20 protein-coding genes and 1 riboswitch are annotated in these 24,487 nt (G+C 53.5%); of the genes, 11 read left to right on the top strand and 9 right to left on the bottom strand.

The features are described from left to right. From AC3G2T_RS10215 to AC3G2T_RS10200, 4 genes are all read left to right on the top strand, one after another. A partial coding sequence (locus AC3G2T_RS10215) for a condensation domain-containing protein (RefSeq protein WP_488435355.1) occupies positions 1–1,433 on the top strand: 1,433 nt, incomplete at its 5' end. A gap of 21 nt (positions 1,434–1,454) precedes the next feature. After that, positions 1,455–5,348: a non-ribosomal peptide synthetase gene (locus tag AC3G2T_RS10210; RefSeq protein WP_488435354.1), complete on the top strand. Its 3,894-nt coding sequence runs from the start codon at positions 1,455–1,457 to the stop codon at positions 5,346–5,348. Positions 5,349–5,350: 2 nt separating this feature from the next. Continuing rightward, a complete protein-coding gene (locus AC3G2T_RS10205; protein ID WP_488435353.1) occupies positions 5,351–6,097 on the top strand; it encodes a thioesterase II family protein in 747 nt (248 codons plus the stop codon). Between the two features lie 17 nt (positions 6,098–6,114). Beyond that, on the top strand, positions 6,115–6,603 hold the full coding sequence (locus AC3G2T_RS10200; RefSeq protein ID WP_488435352.1) for a DUF6147 family protein: 489 nt from the start codon (positions 6,115–6,117) through the stop codon (positions 6,601–6,603). Between the two features lie 93 nt (positions 6,604–6,696). Here AC3G2T_RS10200 and AC3G2T_RS10195 read toward each other — a convergent pair whose 3' ends face one another. Together AC3G2T_RS10195 and AC3G2T_RS10190 are read right to left on the bottom strand one after the other, a co-directional pair. After that, entirely contained in the window at positions 6,697–7,485 is a 789-nt protein-coding gene (locus tag AC3G2T_RS10195) for a DUF4367 domain-containing protein (RefSeq protein WP_474679875.1), read from the bottom strand. Further along, positions 7,466–8,059, bottom strand: coding sequence for an RNA polymerase sigma factor (locus tag AC3G2T_RS10190; RefSeq protein ID WP_474679876.1), 594 nt, complete (start codon positions 8,057–8,059; stop codon positions 7,466–7,468). Before AC3G2T_RS10190 ends, AC3G2T_RS10195 begins: the two co-directional genes overlap by 20 nt. Before the next feature lie 191 nt (positions 8,060–8,250). On the opposite strand from AC3G2T_RS10190, the gene AC3G2T_RS10185 reads away from it, so the two are divergent. The 5 genes from AC3G2T_RS10185 to AC3G2T_RS10165 all read left to right on the top strand — a co-directional run bounded on the left by AC3G2T_RS10185 (position 8,251) and on the right by AC3G2T_RS10165 (position 13,338). After that, the gene (locus AC3G2T_RS10185) at positions 8,251–9,570 is read left to right on the top strand and encodes a molybdopterin-dependent oxidoreductase (protein WP_488435351.1); all 1,320 of its coding nucleotides are present in this window, start codon (positions 8,251–8,253) and stop codon (positions 9,568–9,570) included. 98 nt (positions 9,571–9,668) lie between these two features. Next, positions 9,669–10,313: an MOSC domain-containing protein gene (locus AC3G2T_RS10180; protein ID WP_474679878.1), complete on the top strand. Its 645-nt coding sequence runs from the start codon at positions 9,669–9,671 to the stop codon at positions 10,311–10,313. Next, entirely contained in the window at positions 10,310–10,936 is a 627-nt protein-coding gene (gene mobA, locus AC3G2T_RS10175) for a molybdenum cofactor guanylyltransferase (protein WP_488435350.1), read from the top strand. The genes AC3G2T_RS10180 and mobA overlap by 4 nt, the downstream gene beginning before the upstream one ends. Positions 10,937–11,048: 112 nt before the next feature. Beyond that, a complete protein-coding gene (gene moaA, locus AC3G2T_RS10170) occupies positions 11,049–12,053 on the top strand; it encodes a GTP 3',8-cyclase MoaA (RefSeq protein WP_474679880.1) in 1,005 nt (334 codons plus the stop codon). Between the two features lie 19 nt (positions 12,054–12,072). Further along, the gene (locus AC3G2T_RS10165) at positions 12,073–13,338 is read left to right on the top strand and encodes a molybdopterin molybdotransferase MoeA (protein WP_474679881.1); all 1,266 of its coding nucleotides are present in this window, start codon (positions 12,073–12,075) and stop codon (positions 13,336–13,338) included. Positions 13,339–14,536: 1,198 nt separating this feature from the next. Here AC3G2T_RS10165 and AC3G2T_RS10160 read toward each other — a convergent pair. From AC3G2T_RS10160 to AC3G2T_RS10140, 5 genes are all read right to left on the bottom strand, one after another. Beyond that, the gene (locus tag AC3G2T_RS10160; protein WP_488435349.1) at positions 14,537–16,024 is read right to left on the bottom strand and encodes a glycoside hydrolase family 32 protein; all 1,488 of its coding nucleotides are present in this window, start codon (positions 16,022–16,024) and stop codon (positions 14,537–14,539) included. A 24-nt stretch (positions 16,025–16,048) separates the two neighbouring features. Next, positions 16,049–16,891, bottom strand: a complete 843-nt coding sequence (locus AC3G2T_RS10155) for a carbohydrate ABC transporter permease (RefSeq protein ID WP_474679883.1) — start codon at positions 16,889–16,891, stop codon at positions 16,049–16,051. Beyond that, the gene (locus AC3G2T_RS10150) at positions 16,891–17,775 is read right to left on the bottom strand and encodes a carbohydrate ABC transporter permease (protein ID WP_488435348.1); all 885 of its coding nucleotides are present in this window, start codon (positions 17,773–17,775) and stop codon (positions 16,891–16,893) included. The genes AC3G2T_RS10155 and AC3G2T_RS10150 overlap by 1 nt, the downstream gene beginning before the upstream one ends. Before the next feature lie 75 nt (positions 17,776–17,850). Next, a complete protein-coding gene (locus AC3G2T_RS10145; RefSeq protein WP_488435347.1) occupies positions 17,851–19,170 on the bottom strand; it encodes an ABC transporter substrate-binding protein in 1,320 nt (439 codons plus the stop codon). Between the two features lie 166 nt (positions 19,171–19,336). Continuing rightward, positions 19,337–20,359: a LacI family DNA-binding transcriptional regulator gene (locus tag AC3G2T_RS10140; protein ID WP_488435346.1), complete on the bottom strand. Its 1,023-nt coding sequence runs from the start codon at positions 20,357–20,359 to the stop codon at positions 19,337–19,339. A 558-nt stretch (positions 20,360–20,917) separates the two neighbouring features. Between AC3G2T_RS10140 and AC3G2T_RS10135 the strand changes: the two genes are divergently transcribed. Then, positions 20,918–22,108 (top strand): GNAT family N-acetyltransferase, encoded by a 1,191-nt coding sequence (locus AC3G2T_RS10135; protein ID WP_488435345.1) that lies wholly within the window; start codon positions 20,918–20,920, stop codon positions 22,106–22,108. A gap of 58 nt (positions 22,109–22,166) precedes the next feature. Here AC3G2T_RS10135 and AC3G2T_RS10130 read toward each other — a convergent pair whose 3' ends face one another. Together AC3G2T_RS10130 and AC3G2T_RS10125 are read right to left on the bottom strand one after the other, a co-directional pair. Beyond that, a complete protein-coding gene (locus AC3G2T_RS10130; RefSeq protein ID WP_488435344.1) occupies positions 22,167–22,871 on the bottom strand; it encodes a polysaccharide deacetylase family protein in 705 nt (234 codons plus the stop codon). Between the two features lie 176 nt (positions 22,872–23,047). Continuing rightward, complete coding sequence (locus AC3G2T_RS10125; protein WP_474679890.1) at positions 23,048–23,839, bottom strand: stalk domain-containing protein; 792 nt, start codon at positions 23,837–23,839, stop codon at positions 23,048–23,050. A gap of 9 nt (positions 23,840–23,848) precedes the next feature. Beyond that, positions 23,849–23,997: riboswitch (cyclic di-AMP (ydaO/yuaA leader) on the bottom strand. A 160-nt stretch (positions 23,998–24,157) separates the two neighbouring features. Here AC3G2T_RS10125 and AC3G2T_RS10120 point away from each other — a divergent pair. Beyond that, positions 24,158–24,463 (top strand): LiaF transmembrane domain-containing protein, encoded by a 306-nt coding sequence (locus AC3G2T_RS10120; protein ID WP_474679891.1) that lies wholly within the window; start codon positions 24,158–24,160, stop codon positions 24,461–24,463. The last annotated feature ends 24 nt before the right edge of the window (positions 24,464–24,487 follow it).

The following is a 24,487-nucleotide window of genomic DNA, read 5'->3' as shown; positions in this document are numbered from 1 at the left end:
CAGATCAGGGACCGGTACAGGGCGAAGTGCTGCTGACCCCGATTCAGCAGTGGTTTTTCGAACGGAACTTTACCGATCGCCATCACTGGAACCAGTCGATTATGCTGCATGCGCCGTCCGGCTTTGACCCCGGACTGCTCCGGGAAACGCTGAATCGCATACTCGAGCACCACGACGCGCTTCGCATCGTTTTTACGCAGCAGGACGAGCGGATCGTGCAGTATAACCAGGGCTTATCCAAGGTCGAGGACGATTGCCATCTGGAGATTATTGATCTGCGCGGCATAACCGGTTTGGAAGGGCGCATTTCCGCCCATGCCAACGAGGTGCAGGGCAGGTTCGAGCTGAACCGGGGACCGCTGCTGCAAGCGGCGATGTTCCAAACGGATCAAGGCGACCATCTGCTGCTGGCCATCCACCATTTGGTCGTCGACGGCGTATCCTGGCGCATTTTGCTGGAGGATATAGTTTCCGGTTACCGGCAGGCGGCGAGAGGAGAGCGCATTGCATTCCAGGAAAAAACGAACTCCTTCAAGGACTGGGCGGCGGAACTTGCGGACTATGCGAATTCCGAAGCCTTCCTGAAGCAGCGGTATTACTGGCGGGAGCTGGAAACGGCGCACATCATTCCGCTTCCGAAGGATAACCTGGCCGCTTCCCGCAAAGTGAAGGACGCGGGGGCCCTGTCGTTTGAGCTTTCGCCGGAAGAGACGCGCCTCTTGCTGACGAAGGTTCACGAGCCGTACGGTACGGAAATGAACGATATTTTATTATGCGCGCTCAGCCTGGCGATCCGGGATTGGACGGGGGAACCGACCATGGCGATCAACCTGGAGGGGCACGGCCGGGAAGAGATCATTCCGGGAATCAACATTTCCCGCACGGTAGGCTGGTTTACCGCACAGTATCCGCTCGTGCTGGATATCGACCGTTCCGCTCCGCTGCCGGACTTGATCAAAAGCATGAAGGAAACCTTGCGCTCCGTTCCGCATAAAGGGGTTGGCTACGGGATTTTGCGCTATTTGACGGATGAGGCGCATAAAGCGGGGCTGCGGTTTGAGCTGGCGCCGGAAATCAGCTTCAATTACTTGGGCCAATTCGATCAAGAGGTACAGACGGAGCTGTTTGGCCCTTCGCCTTATGACATGGGTCATCAGACCAGCCGGGAATCGGAAAGCCTCTACGCGTTGAACTTCAGCGGTCTGGTCCGGGGCGGCCGCCTGATCGTCACGTGCTCCTTCAACAAGCAGCAGTATTTGCGCAGTACGATCGGAGACCGGATGGATGCCTTCAAGCGGCATCTGCTTGAGCTGATCGAGCATTGCACCGCCAAGGAGGACCGCGAGTTTACGCCAAGCGATTTCAGCGCGGGGGATTTGCGGATGGAGGAAGTCGGGGACATTTTCGACGTACTGGCGGAAAATTTAAACTAACTTGCAGTGGGGGCGAACGAATTGAGTCAATTTTCTAAGGACCAGGTGCAGGATATTTATTACTTGTCGCCGATGCAGGAAGGGATGTTGTTTCATACGCTGCTGCATCCAAGCCAGAGCTTTTATATCGAGCAGATCGCCATCACGGTCAAGGGGGATTTCCGCACGGAATTACTGCAGAAGAGCATGGATGCGATCGTGGACCGGCACGATATTTTTCGCACTGTGTTTGTCCACGAAAAAATGAAGCGTCCTGTCCAGGTTGTGCTCAAGGAGAGACAGCTGCCGATTCGGGAAATCGATCTTACGGACCTTGCGGAGGATGAGCGGAAGCGGCGCATTGAGGCTTACAAGCGTCAGGACAAAATAACGGGCTTCGACTTATCCCGGGAAATCCCGATGCGGGCTGCCGTGTTCCAAACAGGACCGGACCGGTACGAGTGGGTTTGGAGCTACCATCATATTTTGCTGGACGGCTGGTGCTTCGGCATCGTCACCCGGGAGCTGTTCCAGGCATACCGCTCTTTGCGGCAGGGCGAGCCGTGCCGGTTTCAGCCGGTCAAGCCTTATAAAGAGTACATCAAATGGCTGGAACGGCAGGACAAGGAAAAGTCGCTGAGCCATTGGGAACGGCATTTGGCCGGTTTTGCCGGGCAGACGACGTTCTCCGAGCAGCGCAATAAGCCTTCCGCTCCGGGAGGATATACAGCGGCGGAAACGTATTTCAAGCTAAGCGAAGAGCGGACCAGTGCTTTTTCCGGACTGGCCCGGCAGCGGCAGGCGACGCTCAGCACCGCCCTTCAGGCGGCCTGGTCGGTCCTGCTGGGCAGGTATCAGCGCTCGGACGATATCATATTCGGCACGGTCACTTCGGGCCGCCCGGCGGAAATCGCCGGCGTGGAGAGCATGGTCGGCTTGTTTATCAATGTCGTCCCGAGCCGGATCCGGCTTGGTGAAGAGATGTCTTTCGGACAATTGGTTTCCGTGATTCAAGACCAATTGCTGGAATCGGAGGCGCACCGGTACGTGCCCCTCTACGATATTCAGAGCCAGGCGGGACAGCCGGAATTAATCGATCATATCATCGTGTTTGAAAATTATCCGCTGCAGGAGACCGATCCGCTGCAGGAGGAGCGGGACTTGGGCTTTACGACGGGCCACACGAGCGTGGACGAGAAATCCAATTACGACCTGAACCTGATGGCTTCGCCCGGCGACGAGCTGATTTTGAAAATCGCCTACAACGCACAGGTGTTTGAGCCTTCGTTTATCGGGCGTTTACAGGAGCAGCTGTTGGAAATTATCGATCAGGTCTGTCAAAATTCGGACATTCGGCTTGGAGAAGTGCGCCTTGTTCCCGGGGAGGAAGAACGCCGGCTGTTGACGGAGTTTAACCCCGAGGTTGCCGAGGGCTCCCGTCATCCCGCCGTACGGCTGCCGATCCCGGCGTGGTTCGAGCTTCAGGTCAAGCGGAAGCCCGACCAAATTGCGCTGGTCACGGAAGAAGCAACCTTCACCTATGCGGAGCTGAATGCGCGGGCCAACCAACTGGCCCGGAAGCTTCGGGCTGAGGGGGTAGGCCGCGGCACGATCGTGGGGATGCTGGCGCACCGTTCCGCTGAGATGATTATCGGCATCATGGCCGTGCTGAAAGCCGGCGGCGCTTATCTGCCGATCGACCCGGAATATCCGGAGCAGCGCATCCGCTACATGTTGGAGGACAGCGGCGCTTCGCTACTGCTTACGCAGCGGGTTTTGGAAGATCGGCTTGCCGGGCTTCATGAAGGCCCTCGCTTGATTCTTGATGATCCGGCGCTTTATTGCGGTGATATGGGAAATCCGGCACCCGCGGCCGGCCCGGACGATTTGGCTTACGTGATTTATACGTCAGGAACGACCGGGAATCCGAAAGGCACGCTGACGACGCACGCCAACATCACCCGGGTCGTCAGGCATACGAACTATATCGACATTAGCCCGGACGATACGCTGTTGTCCTTATCGAACTATGCGTTTGACGGCTTCACCTTCGACCTGTTCGGGGCGCTGCTGAACGGGGCCAAGCTGGTCGTCGCCGGCAGCGAAACGATTATGCACATCGGCAAGCTGATGCAATTGATCGAGCGGCAGCGGATTACGGTCATGTTCGTCACGACCGCGCTGTTTCATTTGCTGGTTGACGCCGGTACCGCGTGGATGAGCGGCATCCGCAAGGTTTTGTTCGGCGGGGAGCGCTCCTCGGTAAATCATGTGCGAAAGGCGCTGGAAGGCATGGGTCCGGGCAAAATCATCCATGTGTACGGCCCGACCGAAACGACCGTTTTTGCCACGTTCCATCCCGTGGATCAGGAGATTTCCGGATCGGCCGTTTCGATTCCCATCGGCAAGCCGCTGACTTTGACCGGCGCTTATATTCTCGGCCCGGGGAATCAACTGCAGCCCGTCGGAGCGGTGGGCGAGCTGTGTCTTGGCGGCGAAGGCGTGGCCCTCGGGTATTTGAACCGCCCGGATTTAACGGCGGCGAAATTCGTGCCGCATCCGTTTATGCCGGGGCAAACCATGTACCGCAGCGGCGATTTGGCGAGATGGCTGGAGGACGGCAGCATCGAATTTATGGGCCGCATCGACGATCAGGTGAAGGTGCGCGGCCACCGGATCGAGCTGGGCGAAATCGAGACCAGGCTGCTTGGCCATGAGCGTGTCAAAGAGGCGATCGTCCTCGCAGACCGCAGTGAAATGGGGGATATGACTTTATACGCCTATGTGGTCGGCGAGCGGGGGGCCGACCTGACGGCGGAGGATCTGGGCCGCTATTTGGCCGATGTGCTGCCCGCCTATATGGTTCCCTCCGCGTTCGTTCAACTGGAGAAGCTGCCGCTGACGGCCAACGGCAAAGTCAACCGGCGGCTGCTCCCCAAACCGCAGGAAAGCCGGAGTGCGGCCGCGGCCAAAACACCGCCGCGGAACGGCACCGAATCGAGGCTGGTCCGGTTGTGGACCGAGGTGCTTGGGGTGTCGCAGGTAGGCGTACACGACAACTTCTTCGCTTTGGGCGGACATTCCCTGAAGGCGATGGCGCTTTGCGCTCAAATCCTCAAGGAGTTCGGCCGGGACGTGCCGGTCGGAACGTTATTTGAAGCGCCGACGATCAGCGCCTTGGCGGCTTGCCTGCAGGATGAAGCGGCCGGTCAAAGCCCGATAACGCGGCACCCCAGGGAAATGACGACGTTCAACCCCGAGGCGAAAAGCAACCTGTTCGTTTTCCCGCCGGTGCTTGGTTACGGGATTCTGTTTCATGATCTGGCGAAGCAGCTGCCGGAGTACCGGTTGTACGCTTTCGATTTTATCGAGGCGGAGGACCGGGTCCGGCAATACGCCGACATGATGATCGAGCTTCAGCCGGAAGGAACGCTCACCCTGCTCGGCTATTCGGCCGGAGGCGGCCTGGCGTTTGAGGCGGCCAAAGCCCTGGAAGCGCGGGGGCGCTCCGTGGACCGCGTCATTATGGTCGATGCTTACCGGAAAACGGGTGTCAGCAATTTGGAGGGACGAACGGTGGAGCACGATGTGAAGCTGCTGATGGAAGCGAACAAGGATAATCCTTACCTGCAAATCGAGACGATCCGGCGAGGTCTTTCGCGCAAAATGAAAGCCAGCTACACGTATTATGTCGAGATGGTGCTCTCCGGCCGGATCGCGGCGGAGATTCATTTGATAAAGGCGCAAAACGACGGCTCCGAAGCCGTTCTGCCCGCCTGGCTGTCGGCGTGGGAGGAAGCGACAACTTCGTCCTTCCTGAAGCATCAAGGCTATGGCAGGCATGATGAGATGCTGCAAGGGCATCCGGTTTCCTTGAATGCATCGATCATCGGACGGGTTTTACAGCAGCAATATTGCATGTTGGAGGCTAAATAAGTATGAACGAACTCATCCGGCAAATGGGCCATGCGTCCCACGAACCGCAATTGATCTGCTTCCCTTTCGCGGGGGGATATTCCGCGTCGTTTCGCCCGCTGCAGCCTTATCTGCAGGGTTACGGCGAAATGCTGGCCATAGAGCCTCCGGGTCACGGGAACAACCGCATGCCGCTGGTTGACGATTTCGAGCAGCTGGCGGAGCTTTACCGGCAGGCCTTGCTGCCCCGGCTCGACAAGCCGTTTGTCCTGTTTGGGCACAGCATGGGCGGACTGATGGTGTACCGGCTTACGCAAAAGCTGGAGCGGCAGGGGATTGTTCCGCAAGCGGTCATTATTTCAGGAGCCCAGCCTCCGAATATCATCCGCACAACGGTCAGCCATCTCGATGACGAAGCGCTGCTTGAATACATCATCAGCATTGGCGGAATTCCGCCGGAGATGGCGGCGGCGAGGGAGGTGCTTGACTTTTTCCTGCCGGCCTTCAGAGCGGATTTTAAAGCGCTGGAAAGCTTTAAGCATAACGACCATTCGGTCCTGGAGACACCTGTGTTTATTTTCAACGGAGAGCAAGATGAGAAATGCATGAAATATGCGGTTGTCTGGAAAAAATGGGCCCGGCGCGTCCGCTACCATGATTTCCGGGGCGGCCATATGTATTTGCTGGCGGAGACGGAAAAGGAGAAGGTCGCGGGAGCGATCCGGTCCATCTTAACGGCCGAAATGTCAAGAAAGAGGCTGTATTCCTAATTTCGAAAGGATGAATCATGTTGATAAAAATTGTGAAACGTCAAATTGCGGTGTACACGCTTGTCCTTTTAATTATGTTCTCGGCCTTCAGCGTCACAAGCCATGCCGCGGCCATCCGGGATGGCGGTGCGAAGACTCCGCCTCCGGTTGCGGAATTCGGCATTTTGGGCTTTTTTAACCCGGATCATAAGTATTTGCTGGACGGCTTCAACCAGTTGTCGCAAAAATCCTCCGGCAAAGTGAGCATTTCCGGAACGACTCTGGCTTATGAAAAGGTGGATTCGATCGGGATAACGCTGTATTTGCAAAAATGGAGCGGTACGGTGTGGCAAAACGTGGATTCCGGAGCAGCTTACAGCACATCCGGCAAGGACGTATACACCAACGGCACGTCATATACCGTGCCTACCGGGTATTATTACCGGGTGAAAACGGTCCATTGGGTGACGAGTGGCGGGACGTACGAGCAGGGAGAACGGTTTTCGGATTATCTCCTGGTCGATTGACCATCGTGGAACCCGCATGAAACAGGAAAAGCATCCGGACGCACGCGCCCTAAAGTACGGACCGGACCGAACCGGATGTTTTCCAGTTTGCTTTCAAGAGGAAGGGGATATGCCTTCGGCCACCTTAATCATCTCTTCCTTTGAAATGCTCCCGATCATGTAAACGTAATAATTGGCTTTCAGCACTTCGAGTTTGTTGACGCCGTCTTTGGCGGCGGTAAAATAAGCCGTCCCGCCGTCAAGCCGAACGGTTTCCATCGGTTCATCCTGTCCGGCCCCCGAGCCGATCGTCGTATTGTCTTCCAGCCGGCTGAGGAAAATGCGCAGCACTTGCTGCTGCTGATTGGTAAAGGTAAAAAAGATTTGCTTCGACTTCTGCTCGTCCGAATTTACATTTGCGCTGGTTTCCGTTAACTGGTACCGGTCGGGAATATAGTCGAAACGGGGAGGAGCAAAAGCAAGCTTATCGCCGGAATTATTCGGGTCAATGATTATCGTTTCGGTCTCATTATTGTGCTTGGTTGGCGAAACTTCCGCAGGGCCGGGAGGAGCGGTTTTGGCTTTCGTACCGGGGGTGTCCTTATTTCCGAAAAAGAAGGAGATCATGTGATCCGGAAGCTCCTCCACCGTTTGATAAAGCGGGGTAAAAGCCGTTGAAACCTTCGGGTTTCCAAACAGGATGGCACCGAGCAATACGGAAGCGGCGATTACGCCGATCCTGACAGACGCTTTGCGGATCGCTCTTCGCCGCTGCATCCGCTTGATTTTGGGCCGAACTTGATGCCAGGCGTCTTTATGGCTTGGGATATGGGGGGAAGGCATTTTTCCCGCAGCTTTGGAAAATGCCTCATCAAACAGCTTTTCAAGTTCTTCCTTTTTCATCCAAACTTCCCCATTTCAGCTTCATTTTTTTCTTTAATGCCGCACGGGCGCGATGAAGTCTCTGCTTAATCGTATTTTCCGAGCAATTGAGCATGGAGGCAATTTCCTTGTTAGTGAGTTGATTCTTCCATTTCAGCTCGATCAGCAGCTGGTACTCGAACTTTAAGTTTTTCAAATTTTTTGCAATGGATTCTTCCAGCAGAATGGCTTCGATTTGAGCTTCGACAGGTTCGAGATCGGCGATTGGCTCATCTTTAAAAAAGACGCTTTCTACGTCGACTTCGTTACGGATTTTTTTTGCTTTGCGCAAATAATTAATCGTTGCATTACGGACCAGCACCTTCATCCAGGCGATGAATTGCTTCTCGTCACCGAGATTCGGCCCTTTATATAAAATTTTCAAAAAGGTCTCCTGAATAATATCTTCGGCGGCGCCATGGTCTTTTACCATATACATAATCGAACTATAGTTCAAATAATAGTAAAGCTTAAAAACCTCTTCCTGTAAACCGGCATTCAAAGCGTGAAAATTAGGGGATAAAAGCAGCAATAATTTGCTATTTTCTGACTCCATTCAGTCGGCCCTCCAGTTGTAAACTAGCAATATATTGGTATATAAGTTTATTATTGCATAAAAAGGTAAATAGTTAAATGATTTAATGCTATCTAAAAAATATTTGTCCGCCTCCCGATTTCATAAGCCTTTTTTAATGTTTATGCGTTATGCTGAGTGTAACGAAACGTATTGAAAAAGGACGTGGGATCATGGATGACAAAAGAGGCTGGCTGAAGCAGTCCTTCGGCAAACGGCTCAATCGGATTCACAGCTGGAACGCGTGGGTTTTGCTGCTGCTGACGATTACGGGCGTCGTGCTCAGCATCGGCGCGATTCGCGGGGATCTCGGCGGCTTCAGGGTGACGCTCAAGCAGCTGCACATTGTGCTTGGCGTCGCTTCGATTCTGCTCATCGCGCTGTACGCGCCGATGATCCGCAAGCACTGGCGGCAAATCCGCGGGCGCAGGGGCCAGCGCGGCAATTTGCTGCTCGTGCTGGCGCTCCTGCTCGGCTGGAGCGCGTCGGGCGTCGTCTTGTGGCAGTTCCGCCACCTGCCGCCGGCCTGGAACAACACGGCACTCCTCATCCATGATCTGCTGACCTGGTTCGGAGTGCCGTATGCCCTCTACCACGCCATCTCGCGCAGCAGATGGCTGAAGCGCCGCCAGCGCGCGGAGCAAGCCGCCGCTGCCGCGGCACGGCCCGCCGAGGCCCCGCCGGCGGCCGAGCCCGAACCCGCCGCCGCCGAGGCTCAGCCGTCGGCGGCGCACAAGGCAGCGCAGGCGGTTATCGCCGCGCTGAAAGATTCGCCGATCACACGCGCATCGTTCCTGCGGCTTGCTGCAGGGCTGCTGCTCGTGATCGGGGTCGGCCCCGCCTTTTACCGCTGGCTGAAAGGCGCGCTGGACACCGGCGGCAGCGACATCGCCGAGGTGGCCTCGGCCGACGGCAACCGCATGCTTCCGCCGCCTGAGCCACTGCCCGACTCCGCCGCTGTCATCGGCGGCGGGGCGCAGGGAAATTTCCGCGTGTACACGGTTACGGAAATTCCCGTCTTTTCCTCGGATACGTGGCAGTTCGCCGTATCAGGGCTTGTCGAGCGCCCGGCGGTGTGGAACTGGGAGCAGTTCCTGAAGCTCGCGCGCACCGTGCAGGTGAGCAATTTTCACTGCGTGACCGGCTGGTCGGTTTACAATTGCACTTGGGAAGGCATTCCGCTGAAGCAACTGCTGGCAGCGGCCGGGGTTAAGCCGGACGCCAAATTTGTCAAATTTTATTCCGGCGATAAAGTGTATACGGATGCTTTGTCGCTGGAGCAGGCGGAGATGGACGACGTGATGGTCGCCGTCATGATGGACGGCAAGCCGATCCCGCAAAAGCTGGGCGGTCCGGTACGCCTGATCGTACCGAAAATGTACGCCTACAAATCGGTCAAATGGCTGCAGGCTATCGAATTGATCGACAAGGAGCACATCGGATATTGGGAAGTGAGAGGCTACGATAACGATGCGTGGGTGAACCGAGGGTAATATCAAGGGTAAAATCAGGGGAATACCTGACTGACTTTCCCGGCGTTTTTTGATATAGTTATGAAAACGGGCGCTGATCGGAAATGAGGGTATGGTTTATGGAAATTTTGTCTGTTAATGTCGGGATGCCGCAGACGTTTGAGTTTGGCGGAAAAGAGCTGGTTACGGGGATTTATAAATCTCCGGTCAGCTCTCCTTTGCATGTGTCCAAAACCCAGCTTGACGGAGACGGCCAGGCGGACCTGGTCTATCACGGCGGCGAGGATAAAGCGCTATGCGTTTACTGCGTGGAGCATTACGCTTACTGGGAGAGCACGTTGGAAAAGGAAATGACGTACGGAGCGTTCGGTGAAAATTTGACGGTGCGCGGGCTTCTGGAAGAGGAAGTGGGCATCGGCGACACGTATGAGATCGGAGATGCGGTCGTGCAGGTGTCTCAGCCGAGACAGCCTTGTTTTAAGCTGGCGAAGCGGTACGATGTCGTCGATTTGCCCGTCCGGGTGCAGGATAGCGGTTTTACCGGGTATTATTTTCGGGTTTTGCAGGAAGGCGCGATTCCTGTCTCTCCCAAGGTGAAGCTGCTCGCCAAAGATCCCGCAGGAGTAACGGTCGCTTATGCCAACCGGATTAAATATCATGACAAGGACAATGTCGAGGGCATCCGCCGTATTTTGGCCGTAGAGGCTTTGTCCGGAAGCTGGCGGCAGTCGTTTCAGAAGCGGCTTGCCGAGCTGGAGCCATGATCGCCGGCGTCATTTTGGCCGGAGGGCTGAACCGCCGCATGGGCGGTCGGATGAAGGCGCTCCTGCCTTACGAAGGCAGGCCGATGCTGCTCGTACAGCTCGCCGAAATGGCGAAGCTTTGCCGCCGGACGCTCGTCGTTACGAACAGTCCGGAAGCGGTGGAGCCGGTCCTTGCCGGATTTGCGGATACGGCAGTCGGCTGCATCCCCGACCTGTATGTGCAGGCGGGGCCGCTCGGGGGCATACACGCCGCGTGCATGGCGGCGGAGCATGAGCTGCTGTGGATCGTCGGCTGCGACATGCCGTTCATCTCCGCGGAAGCGGCGCGGGCGATGAGCGAACTGGCTGCGCAAGCGGGCTGCGATGCGGTCGTGCCCGTGATCGGCGGGCGCAGGCATCCGCTGCACGGCGTCTACGCCAGGCGGATCGGCGCGGCAGCGGATACTATGCTGCGGCAGAAGCAGCACCGGCTGATGGATTTGCTCGACCGGATCGACTGGTTGGCGGCGGACGATGACTTTTTTCTGGAGCGGGGCATACCGCCGCAGTTTGCGGCGAATCTCAACACGCCGGAGGAGTACGAGTCTGTATTTAATGGAATGAAATCTCACATTGAAGAGTGAGGACAGCTAGTTTCTTTATTTTGACAAGTTTAATTATGAGGATATCTCATTGAATCACTGTGCTTTTGTGAGGAAATATGCCATAATTGACATAGAGAGAAGGTGAACTCTTATGCCAAAACAGCTCATAGACCGATTCGGGCGTGTGCATGATTATTTGCGCATATCCGTTACGGATCGCTGCAATTTACGCTGCGTTTACTGTATGCCTGAAGAGGGAATGGAATTTGAGCCCGAAAGCAGACTGATGACTTTTGAAGAAATTGCGGAAGTAGTGCGCGTGCTCGCAGGTCTCGGCGTCCGCAAGCTGAGATTGACCGGCGGAGAGCCTCTTGTGCGCAAAAATTTGGATCAATTGATCGGGATGCTGTCGGCAATCCCCGGAATTGAAGATATCGCCTTAACGACGAACGGCATTTATTTTGCCTCGCGCGCCGAAAAGCTTCGTGCGGCCGGGCTGACCCGGATCAATATTAGTCTGGATTCGCTGAAAGCGGACCGCTTTTCTTTCATTACCCGCGGCGGCGACATCCGGCGCGTGCTGGAAAGCATCGAAGCGGCCTACCGCTTGGGGATTGTGCCCATCAAGCTGAATGTAGTGCTCATGAAAGGCATCAACGATGATGAAATCGAGGATTTTTTGCAGATGACCATCGACCGCGCCATTCAGGTGAGGTTTATTGAATATATGCCGATCGGGCATCAGGACGATGAATGGAAAAGCCGCTACATTCCGCTAAGCACTGTGCTCGACCGCTGCGCGGCCAAAGGCTGGAGCGCCATGCCGGCTGAAGCGGTGTACGGAAACGGTCCTTCACGGGATTACCGGATCGAGGGGGCGCAGGGCTCTTTCGGGCTCATTCATCCGATCAGCGACCATTTTTGCGAAACATGCAACCGTCTGAGAATGACTGCGGACGGCAACATCAAGCCCTGCTTATATTGGTCGGATGAATTCAACGTCAGAAAATATGTCGGGGATGACGCGGCCGTTGAACAACTGTTTTTCCGCGCTCTGGACATCAAACCGCAAAATCATGAGATGGCTCTGGCGCTGATGAATCAGGAGCAATCCCACATGCCTACTATGCGGCGGATGTCCCAGATCGGCGGCTGAGGACTGGAGGAAGCTATTCGTGAGCAGCAGTATGAACTTGAAATTCGGGCGCACGGCGATTTCCGTCGAGCAAGCCCGGGAGCGGCTTCACAGCCACTTGATCCGCACCGCTATCGAGACGGTCCCGCTGGCTTCCGCATACGGCAGAAGGCTGGCCGGCCCGGTGCATGCGGATCACCCGGTTCCGCACTTTCGCAGATCGGGCGTCGACGGCTACGCCGTGCGGGCGGAAGATATTCGCGGGGCGTCTCCCGAACAGCCTGTCAGGCTCGCCGTCACCGAGCATATTCCAAGCGGTACGATGCCGCGGGAGACGCTTATATCCGGGGCGGCGGCCCGCATCATGACCGGAGCGCCGGTGCCGGACGGGGCCGACGCTATCGTCATGCTGGAGATGACCGACAGCCTCGCTCATCCCGATCACGGACAAGCTTCGTCCGTGCTTATAAAAAAAGCGCTCCCCGAAGGAAGCAACATAACGCAGGTGGCCGGAGAAATCCGCTCCGGCGAGCTGCTGCTTCGGCAGGGGGCGCGGATCGGCCCGGGGGAAGCCGCTATTCTCGCTTCCTTCGGCTGCAGCCAAGTGAGCGTGTACAAGAAGCCCGTAGCGGCTATCTTTTCCACAGGCTCCGAGCTGCTGAACGTCGAAGAAGCTTTGCAGCCGGGGCGCATCCGCAACAGCAACAGCTACATGCTTGCCGCTCAGGTGGAAGCCGCCGGCGGCGTACCTGTGATCATGCCCGCTTTGGCGGATGAACCGGCGCTCGTCCAGGCGGCGTTGGCCGAAGCTTTTGCCGCTGCGGATCTCGTCATTACGTCGGGGGGCGTATCGGTCGGCGACTACGACGTGCTGGTGGACGTATTCGGGCGCTGGGACGGCAAGCTTTTATTCAACAAAGTGGCGATGCGGCCCGGGACGCCGACCAGCGCTGCGGTATGGCAGGACAAGCTGCTGTTCGCTTTGTCCGGCAATCCGGGAGCGGCCTTCGTCGGATTCGAATTGTTCGTCAGGCCGAGCCTGTTGGCGATGCAGGGCTGCGAATCCCCATATCCGGAAGCGGTCAGCGCTTTTCTCGATGTCGATTATGAGAAAGGCTCGGCCTATCCCCGCTATATAAGAGGTACGACCCGCGTGGAGAACGGCAGCCTGCGGGTGAAGCCGGCGGGCATCGATAAATCGAGCATTATGGTGTCGATCAAAGAGGCGGATTGCCTCATCTGGCTCCCGGCGGGAGGGAGCGGCAGACGGCAAGGCGATGCGGTACTCATTTATCCGTTAGCATGAAAAAAGCAGCATCGGAGCGGGAGGCTCCAGTGCTGCTTTTTTGCATTTTTTTGACCGCATAAAAATGTTTAATTCTTTACAGCGCTAAAGCGCGTAGAACAGCATTCTTATCGGCGAATAAACCTACCTCTTAACGCGGCCCTCACATCCTCGAAAGACCTCGATAGAGGTTTATCTCAGTAGATAAGAAAGTATATGTTTTATACTTTTGCTTCGCATCTACCTTGATAAATGCGCTCGTCCCAAAAGGACGACGGAGTCGTTTATCCTTGACATATAAGAATTTATATATTCTCGGGTTTTGGCAAGCGTAGATTCAATGAACACCGCGGCCCGGCGTCATGAAAGGGGTACCGCGCACTTTTTTAACGCCATCAGGACGCTTTTGCAACACATGTTCTTGCCGTCCAAAGACTGTGGTGCTGGCGTTGTGCAATGGCTCTTTCCTAATGAGCGCCTCTCCCGGTGCAGGTTGCAGTGCTGCACGGCGGGTGGTCATATGGCGGCTTGGCAGGTTGGTCTGGGGTGAAAAACCTAAGAAAGTCGAGACATTTTGTTAAGGTTAGGGGAATCAGTGGGGGCAGTGGGGCTCCAACGCGCGCCTCTCCCGGTGTAGGTCGTGGAACCGCATAATTGGACAGGAAGCGGCTTGGTAGGGAGAAAACCTGCAAAAGTGCAGGTATTTCCTGCGGAATTGGCTTATTATGGCGAAAAACCTGCAAAAGTGCAGGAATTTTTGCTGAAAGTGAGCCTGTGTCCATGTGTTCGGTGAAAAGCCTGCACTTTTGCAGGAATTCTTCGTGGCCAATGATCATGGACATAAATTCATGTATTTTTGCAGGTTTTCTTCGTGCAGGCAGGCAGGCTGTGGCAGGAATTTTCGATAATGGCAAAAAACCTGCAAAAATGCCACAAATGCAGGAATGCTTCGTCTTCAGCGTATGAACGAAAGAAAACCTGCACTTTGCAGGCTTTCTTTCTCCGCGCAGCCAGACAGCAAGGCGTTCAGGCCATCCGGCTCTGCGCGAGTTCCACTGTCTGACTTTCGCAGAATTTTACGTGCTCAACTGACAGTGGGCAAGTTTTTGGAAAGTCTCTTTTTTGCAGGTTATCTGCGAATGGCTGGTGATATTGGTCATTCATAGGTTTTTCATGCTATGCCGGCATCCTCGAAAGACTTCGATAGAGGTTTTTCTCATTAAACGGCCAATTCCCAAAAATCGATATCGCGAATGAACGTCGATCCGTTTTCCGAAAAAAAGCGGATATCCCTGCTCGTCGGCTCCGGGAATATATATCCGGACATCACATGGTCGCCTTCGTTAACGAACAGCTCCAGTGTCGACCGGTCCAAAAATAAATGCAAAGTCAAAATCCCGTTATCGGACTCCGCTATTTGACACGTTCTGATTCCCGCGACTCCGCCGCCGGAATGCGTTCTGTCGAAAACGACTTGCTTTGCGGCCGCATCGTATCGAATGACCGTTCTCTGCTCGCCGTCTTCCGACGCCCGAACCTGCAAGCCGAACCCGCTCGCATCCGTTTGCTGCAGATCGACCCGGATTCTCAGCTCGACGCATTCGCCGGAAATACCCCGGATGGTATGCAGCCGGCCGGGCGCAACACAGTAGTTGTGCTCGCCAATCGGATTGCGGCGGAGCAGCTTCATTTCGTCGACCGGTTGAATTTGCAGCCCGCGTTCTTCGGAATAGCGAAGCTCTCTCGGAATCGTCATGCAGCCTGCCCAAGTTTTGCCGGTACCTTCCTCCATAGGCATCCAGCCGAACAAAATCCGCCTACCGCGATCATCCGTCATCGTCTGCGGGGCGTAGAAGTTAAACCCCTCATCCAAAAGCCGGAATCGGCCATGCTCGTATGTTCCGCGCTCGTAATCGAGCTCGCCGACATAGTATCCCGATACGTTCGGCGCTCCCCAGCCTTCCACGCCTTGCGGGGAAAAGGCTAAAATATGTTTGCCCCCCAATTCGAACAGGTCCGGGCATTCGTGCATGTACCCCATCGTGCCGTCGCTTTCGGTCAGGACGCCGACAAAATCCCAGCGCGTCAAATCGCTCGACCGGTACAGGATCACTTTGCCGCGTTCGTCTTTTTTCGTTCCGAGCACCATGTACCCAATTCCGTTATGTTTCCAAACTTTCGGGTCGCGGAAATGATTGGTTTGGCCGATATCGGCCGGAGGAGCGGAAATCAGCGGGTTCACGCCGGCTTTCGCAAATTCGATTCCGTCCGCCGACACCGCCATGCACTGCTGCTGGAACAAATCGTCGGGCAAACCTTGAGGCGAAGTAAATATATTTGCGGTATAAAATACGTATAACCGGTTCTCATGCTCTATTGCACTGCCGGAGAAACATCCGTCAATGTCATACTCTTCATTCGGGGCCAAAGCAATGGGAAGATGCTCCCAATGAATCAGATCTTTACTTTTCATGTGCGCCCAGTGAATGTTTCCCCAAGTCGGAGCATACGGATTATGCTGATAAAACAAATGATATTCGCCATTATAAAAAATCAAGCCGTTCGGGTCGTTCATCCAATAGACCGGCGGACTCGCGTGATAAAGCAGCCGGTGCGGGTCCGGAATGTCTTTGGCGAGCGCCGCTTCAATCGAAGCCTGGGCTTTTTCTATCGCTTCCTTATGCGTGAATTGCGTTAATCGTCCCACTTGACATACCTGCGCTTTCCGAAATTATTTGATCGCACCCTGCGTAACCCCTTGAATAATGTAGCGCTGGGCAAACATATAGACGATGAACAGCGGAAGCACAATCATCAAGACTGCCGGCAAAAACTGCTCGTAGTTGGTCGAGTAGGTGTCGCTGAACACTTTTACCGCGAGCAGTAAAGTCAGCTTGTCTTGCCCCGCATTTTGCAAAATCAAAACGGGAAGCAAATAGTCGTTCCAGATCCACAATATGTTCAAAATGCCAATCGTGACGGTAGTCGGCGTTAAGATCGGCAGCACGATTTTGAAAAACGTTTGCCGCCGGTTGCACCCGTCGATCAGCGTCGCTTCTTCCAGCTCAAGGGGAATCCCTTTCACAAAACCGTGGTAAATGAACACCGAGAGCGAGCTGCCGAATCCGAGATACATGAAAATCAGCGTCAGCTGCGGCTGCGCTTGAATCCACCCCAGCTTCTGGCCATATACGGAAACGAGCGGGATCATAATCGATTGGAACGGGATGATCATCGAGGAGACCATCATGAAAAAAAACGTGTTGTTCAGCTTCGTATTGTTCCGCACGAAATAATGAGCGGTCATGGAGGTCAGCAGCGAGATCAATACAACGCTCAGGAGCGTGATCACGACCGTATTCCACAGGCTGCCCCAATAATTCATTTTATCCATGGCAATGGCGAAGTTCGTAAAATGAAGCGAAGTCGGCAAAGAAACGATCGATTCGACGATTTGCGCGTTCGTTTTAAACGAATTCAGCAAAACCAGCAAAAAAGGGAAGCCAAAAACAATCAGCGCCACCGATAAAATGATATAAATAAGTGTTTGTTGAACGAGATGACTTGCTCTCATTAGGCTTCAACCTCCAATTTTTTGCTGAAATAAACTTGAAGGGTGGTTACGCCTGCGACCAGGAAGAACAAAATGAAAGCTTCCGCCTGACCCAATCCGTAATCGTGAGCCTGAAACGCTTTGTTATAAATGTGCATGGAAGCCATGATCGTGCTTCCGAACGGGCCGCCTTTCGTCAGCGCCAAATTCAGGTCGTAGATCATGAATCCGTTTCTCAGCGTCAGGAATATCGTAACGATAAACGCCGGCACCATCAGCGGCAGCACCATGCGGGTAAGCCGGGTCCAACTGCTTGCGCCGTCAATCGTCGCCGCTTCCAGTACATCTTTCGGCACGCTCATCAGACCGGCAATGAGAATAACCATCATGTAGCCGACATTTTGCCAAACCGTAACAAGGACAAGCGCCCAAAAAGCTTTATGTTCATCGCCCAACCAGGAGGTCGCGAATATTTCCAAAGCAAATTTTTGACCGATGGCAACAAAAAAGCTGTTGAATAAAAACTGCCAAATAAATCCAAGCACAAGCGCGCCGATCAAATTCGGCACAAAAAAGATGGTGCGGAAAAAATTTTGCCCCTTGTTTCCCGAAGTTACGAAATAAGCCAATAAGAAAGCTATTGCATTAACTAGAGCGACAGTGATAACGACGTATTTGAGGGTCAGCCAAATGGCGCCCCAAAATTTAGAATCATGAAAGACGGCGATATAGTTGTTCACGCCCACAAAAGGCATCTCGGTCGCGATTCCGTCCCATTGAAAAAAGGTCAAATAAATGCCGTATATAAATGGAACGACGACGACCGCCAAAAACGCGAAAAGCGTCGGGCCGGTAAAAAAAAGTTGATGGCCCGCTCTCTTGAATGCATTTTTTTCAGAGATCACGCGGTACTCCTCCGCTTCGATATGAATTGAGAGTCGATGGACAAGACCATGGGTCCCATCCATCGACATGAAATGTTACTTCACATTTTTCCAGTAATCTTCGATTTCAGCCGCTAGAGCAGCCCGGTCATCCTTGCCCACGAGATATTTTTGCATCGAAGCGCCAAGCACTTTCCAGTGGTCGCCAGGTACGTAGTTGCCTGCGAAAGGAATGGACTTGCCGGCATTGTTGTAAGCTTTGATCGATTTGGCAAGAGAATCTTTAGGCTCGAGCGTAATGTTTTTGAATGCCGGAATGATGCTCGCCTTGTTGACGAGGAAATCCTGGCCTGCCTTATCGTACACGATCCAGTTGAGGAACTTTTTGGCTGCGGCTTGCTGCTCCTCGGTATTTTTCGTTTTATCGATAAAAATTTGTTTGGTCGCGCCGATTGCGATGGCGGAATTTGCTTTGTCGCTTGCGTTGTTGCTCACCGGCACCGGAATGAAGCCGTATTCGCCGCTCGCGCTCGTTTTTTGCAATTCGCTGATCATCCAGTTGCCGTTAAACGTAATGCCGGCCTCGCCTTTGGCTACGGAAGCCGCGGTTTGCTCGTAAGTAACGGAAAGGGGATCGTTTTTCCCTTTGTTGTATTTTTTCATGACGTCGAAGGTGTCGATTAGCCCTTTGTACGCCGCGTTGTCGGCTATTTTGACACTGCCCGACTTTAAGCCGCTGAGGAACTTGTCCACGTTGCCGTCCGGCTGCGCCGCGTAAGCGAGAGCCAGGAAGTGGTTGCCGAGCGACCAATCCATGCTGCCGATCGTCAATGGAGCAGGGCCGGACGCTTGAATTTTTTTGAAAAGCTCTTCAAGAGCGGCAGTCGTGTTGATCGTAGCCGGGTCGAAAGTGCCGCCGACCGCTTTGTCAAGCACGGCTTTGTTGTAAATAAGGCCGTATCCTTCGACCGAGAACGGGAACGCCAACGTTTTGCCGTCAATCTGGTTAGGCTGCGCCAAATCGCTTACCCATTTTTCGCCGGAAAGATCGGCGGCTTTGTCTTTGAACTTGACGATGTCGCCGGCATCGAGCATGGCGAGCGTCGCAGGCGTGCCTGCCGCGTAAAGCGTAGCGGCTCTCTCGTAAGGAGATTGACCGTCTCCGGTCGACATAACTTCAACGGTAATGTTCGGGTTCGCTTTTGTGAACTCTTTTCCGGCATCGGCTAGCAGCTTCGTAACTTCGCCGCCTTTCGATTCGAGAAGCGTGATTTTAACCGGTTTGTCGGCGGAGCCGCCGCTGCCGCCGGGCGTCGAAGAAGCTGTGCCGCCGGAACTGCTTTTCCCGCAAGCGGTTGCAATCATTGCAAATACAAGCATTACTGCCAGTGAAATAACAAGACCTGATTTTTTCATGTCGGTTTTCCCCCTAAAATAAAATTGTCCATGCATATACGGTTGCTGCTTTAAAACGATGTCCTTCAATAACTTCGCCCCGGATCACCTCCTTAAAATTTCCGAATAATGGGACATTATTCATATATAACTTAGGAAAAGGTTTTCCTGAATATCAAAAAAAATTTTACGGCTCCCCGTTGGCTTTCACGCTGTCTCTGATCACAAGGGTTGTCGGCACGATAATGCTGTTTTTCAAGTTTTTCGTATTGTCTTCCAGCATTTCGAGCAGCATATTCGCGGCTTGGGTGCCGAATTCCGCATAGTTAACCTGGACGGTAGTTAATTTGGGCTGTACCAGGGAGGCGATTTCGATGTCGTCAAAGCCGATAATCGAGCAATCCTGCGGAATTGTCCAGCCATGATCATACAAATAATTCATCGCCCCGAGCGCAAGTCTATCTGTCGCGGCAAATATCGCGGTAGGTTTAAATGTATGCGCTAACATTGCTTTCGCCGCTTCGTATCCGCTGCTTATTTTGAAAGAATCGGCTTGAACTATGCTTTGTTTGGATACGGATATGTGCCGGTCCTTCATGGCCTGTTTGAAGCCTTTCAAACGGTCGACCCCGACAGCCAGGTCATAGAGCGGAGCTGAAATGAATCCGATTTTGGTATGCCCGTTATCGAGCAAATGCGTGGTTGCCTTATGAGCGCCCTCGACATTGTCGATGCCCACGGAAGGCAAGCCTTGAAGCTGAAATTGCTGGCCGATGACGACGGCAGGGATTTGCTTTTTGCTGAAAAATTGCTTATGGCTGGACGAATACTTCACGCCTGAAAGGATGATCCCGTCAATTTTTTTATCCTCGAACAATTGAAAATATTTCAATTCTTTTTCTTCGTTTCCGTTGGTGATGGCCAAAAAAATGCTGTAGCCTTCGGCATCCAAAATGCTTTCCAGGCCGTTGATCACCTGGGCGAATATTTCGTTGGATACTTCGGGAAGCATCACGCCGATTACATGAGTCCGCTTGTTCACGAGCCCGCGCGCCAATGCGTTGGGTCTGAAGCCGGTTAATTCGACGGCTCTCATCACTTTCTCCCGCGTTTCGGGATTCGCGCGTTTCGTTCCGTTCAGCACTCTGGAAACGGTTGCAATCGATACGTTTGCCATTCGGGCAACATCTTTAATCGTATAATCGGCCATAAGTTTATCTCCAATTTCCTAAAGCTAATGAAAAACGGGTAAACGTTTTCACATAATGAGATTATCATAACCGCGCTGTTTCGTCAACATCGGACATGGAAGAAGAAGCAGATCATAACGGCCCGCGTTATTGCCTGCTTCCAATTTATAGTTCTATTGGCATATACGATTTGTTTCTTTACAGATTAAATATGAAATGTGCGGAGAATGATGACAAGCAGGATAAACAGGACAAGGATTGTTGCCGGCGAAGTCATAAAACCTCCTACAGGAGCTCCGCAGCCACAACCATGGCCACCATAGCCACCATAGCCATATGAATACGACATATTATTCCCTCCTGGATTGTAAAGTAAAGGCTTCAAATTTCTTGTATAGTGTATGTGCGGAGCGGATGGGTTGATTGGACACGTGTCCCGTAGGCCTTGATCCGACGGTTCCGGATTTCGTCTCGTTCGAAGCCGGATTTTCACGCAGCCGCGAAATGCGGCCGCTCTTTGTGTTACTATGAAATTGCCGAAGGATACGGGCTAATAATCGAACGAAGAGGTGATCGCCATGGGCGAGATTCGCGCATTAAAGCGGGAAGAAGTGGCGGATAGCGTCGCGCTTTCCGAATTTGCTTTTCAATTGGAGCTTACCCCGGAGGAATTTCAGGATCGAATGGACTTGACCGATCCGGACGCCGTTCTGGGATATTTCGCGGACGGGCGTTTGGCGGCCAAACTGACCTTGCTGGATTTGGAAACGTGGCTGCACGGGCGCAGCTTTGCAATGGGCGGCATCTCGGGTGTAGCGACATGGCCGGAATACCGGCGGGGCGGCATGGTATCCGAGCTGCTCGTTCTCATATTGAAAAAGATGAAAGAGAAAGGTCAGACGCTCTCCTTTTTGCATCCGTTCAAGTTTGAGTTTTACCGCAAATTCGGCTGGGAAATGTATTCGGAATACTGCAAATACGAAATCACGCACGACAAGCTCCCCCGCTTTCAAGCGGCCGCAGGCAGCAGGGTGATGCGCATCGGGAAAGATCCGGAGATTTTGAATCCGATTTATGAAAAGCACGCGGTCCGCTATAACGGCATGCTGAAGCGGGACCTGAAATGGTGGAACAACCGCTGGTTCAAGTTTAAAAAAGGAACGGTTGGCGTCCATCTCAATGCCCGCAATGAGCATACCGGCTATGTGTTTTATCAGGTTAAGGACAAAATCATGACGATTCATGAGCTTGTGTTTCTGGACGAGGAGGCACGGCGCGGATTGTGGAAATTTATAGCGGATCACGATTCGATGATCGACAAGGTGCTTGTCCAAGCCCCTGTGAACGACGCGCTCCCGTTTTTGGTGCCTAATCCGGCATTCAAGCAGGAGAGAGTTCCTTACTTCATGGCCAGAATCGTCGATGTGGAATCGTTCCTGGCCCAGTACCCGTTCCGGACGGACGGAATCAAGGAGGCGCTGTACTTGCGGGTCGCTGACGAGCATGCGGAATGGAACAACGGCGTGTTTCAAGTGCGGGCGGATGCACAAACCGGCGCTGTGGAAGTAGTGAAGCTCTCCGGGAGCGTCCTGCCGAATGAGGAGCAATTGCTCAGTTGTTCGATACAAACGCTGACCACTTTGTTTATGGGTTATCAAAAAGCCGTCTTTTTGGCGGAGACGGAACGCCTGCAGGGCAGCCCTGCGACGGCTAGGCGGCTGGACTCGGCGATACCCGAACGGACTACATATTTGGCGGATTTCTTTTAAATAACGGAAAAAGGCGGCGCAGCGGACGATGAACCGTGAGGCCGTCTTTTTGCGCTGCTTATTTGTTCATTTTCGAAATCAGGTCGGTGACCGTTACGAATTGATAGCCCTGCTTTTTAAGCTCGGGCAGCACGATTTTGAGAGCTTCCACCGTTTGCGAGCAGTCTCCCTGCAAGTCGTGGAACAAAATAATATCGCCGTTATGAATGTTATTGAGCACGGACCGGACGATTTTGTCGACGCCCGGCTTCCGCCAGTCTTTCGTATCCTGGTACCAGGACCACATCACAACCGTGAACCGGTCCTGCTTGGCCAATTCGATCAGCGATTGATCGTAAAAGCCGCCGGGCGGACGGAACACGTGAGGAATTTGCTCGGTAATGTCGAAAATAATTTCCTGCGTCTGTTCGATCTCCTCTTTCAATTTGTCCGGGCTGACATGTTTCAAATAATGATGATCGTACGTATGATTGGCAATCTCATGCCCTTCGTTCACTTCCCGGATGGCGATTTGCGGATACATCTGCACGCGCTTGCCGAGCACAAAAAAAGTCGCTTTCGCGTCGTACTGCTTAAGAACGTCCAGCAATTGGGGCGTATACACCGGATTGGGCCCGTCGTCAAACGTCAGCGCGACCAGCTTTTGATCGGTCTGCACATTCCAAACGACCTCGCTTTGCGGCACCGGCATGGCGGCGGTCGTCACATTCAAAACGACGGCAAGCTGCGCGGCGGCAATCATCATGCGATGGAGTTTTGGCATAAGTCTCCCCCTTAAAGTTTGAAGCAGGCTTGCTTCCAAACAGTCTGAGGTTATTGTCTGACCTGCCAACCGAACCTATGCGGAGGAAAAGAGGCAATATTTGTGAGGCAAATTCGCTCAAATACAAAAAGCAGGCCCATGGAGAATAGGATCTCCAAGGACCTGCTTTGCCGAAATTAACTGGGCAAGCGGAACACTTTCACGTTTTGGATGCCGAATTGCTGCAGCGATTCTTTGGAGCCGGGGATAAAGATGTCCACATGATTGCCTTTTACGGAACCGCCTGTGTCGGTTGCATAGGCATACATGCCGCCTACCGGCAGTCCGTCGAAATTGTAGCCTTCGATGTAAAGCTTGGTGCCGAGCGGAATGACCGTCGGATCTACGGCGACTGTCCCCAGCGCCAGCGGATTTCCCATGTAGTCGACGGCGCCGAAGCCGCCGTTCTCGGAAGGATCGGCCGAGTAAGCGGTTGCTTTAAAGCTTTCAAACTTGGGCGCATATTGGCTTCCGTCTTTGCTTAAGATGGCCATTTTGCTGTCCGCATCCCATTGAATCGGAATTTTGGAAGCGTCGCAAATGAATCGCAGCGGAACGAACACTCTGCCGTCCTGAAACCCGGCATGGGTGCCCATGTCGACGGGGGTGTTGTCGATGACCGCTTTTTGATCGCCTGATGCCAATGCAATCGTATGTTTGCCGTTGTTTAAAGTTACTTTAATTTGATTGCCCTTTTTTTCCCATTGGACCGTATAGCCGAGTTTTTCGGTTACGAAGCGAATGGGGACTTGCGTGGAATGATTCGTGTCTAAATAAGGTTGTGCATCCGGAAAACCGACAAGGTCATTGTCTACCTGCACTTTTACTTCCATTTCGGCCGCTTTGGCATGGTGCGGCGAAAGAAAGCCTCCTGCCAGAACTGTAATAGATACAGCAAGGCCAGCGAGTCCTTTTATAGCCGTATTCAATTCGCTATTCCTCCTTCTTATTAAAGCCTCCGAGGTTAGTTGACGGGTTCGGGAAGAAGGTTCTCCCTAGTCTGCTTCGACAATCAGCAAATATTCACCCCAATTAAATCGTCCCCCGTACCGATGCTGGAACACACCGGATTCGGCTCCAATTATTTTAACATTGGTATTTTGCTTGAAACAACGGCCAAAATGTGGAAGGTCTGAGAAATACCTAGACTTTGGTCCAGGTCGAAAAACAGTCGCGGGTCCGTTTTGCTTCTTGTCTCTTTTGTATACGCTAGTAGCATAAGGAATGAGCGAAAGGCGGGAACGTGCATGTCCATGAAAGGCAATAGAGGATTAGCCTTGATTTTTATTGCGGTCGGCTTGATCATTGCATCCCATATAATCGGAATTCATCTTCATCTTATGGGGTACCTGCTGCCGCTTTCGATGGTTGGGCTCGGCTATGTCGGCATTTGCAACGGGAAGAAGATCGGCTGGCTGATCGCCGCCGCGGGAGCTTTGATCCTGGCCGTGAAATTGTCGGGCTTCATCGCGTTCGCATTGGCGATTGTGCTGATCGGCTATGGATTCAGGCTGCTGGGCAGACGCACGCATTCGGATCGGTTCGATCTGTAAACTTAAATAGGCCGGGGTGGGGTT

The sequence above is a fragment of the Paenibacillus sp. sgz302191 genome (assembly GCF_057749925.1).
This window is presented reverse-complemented; position numbering and strand designations above follow the sequence as displayed.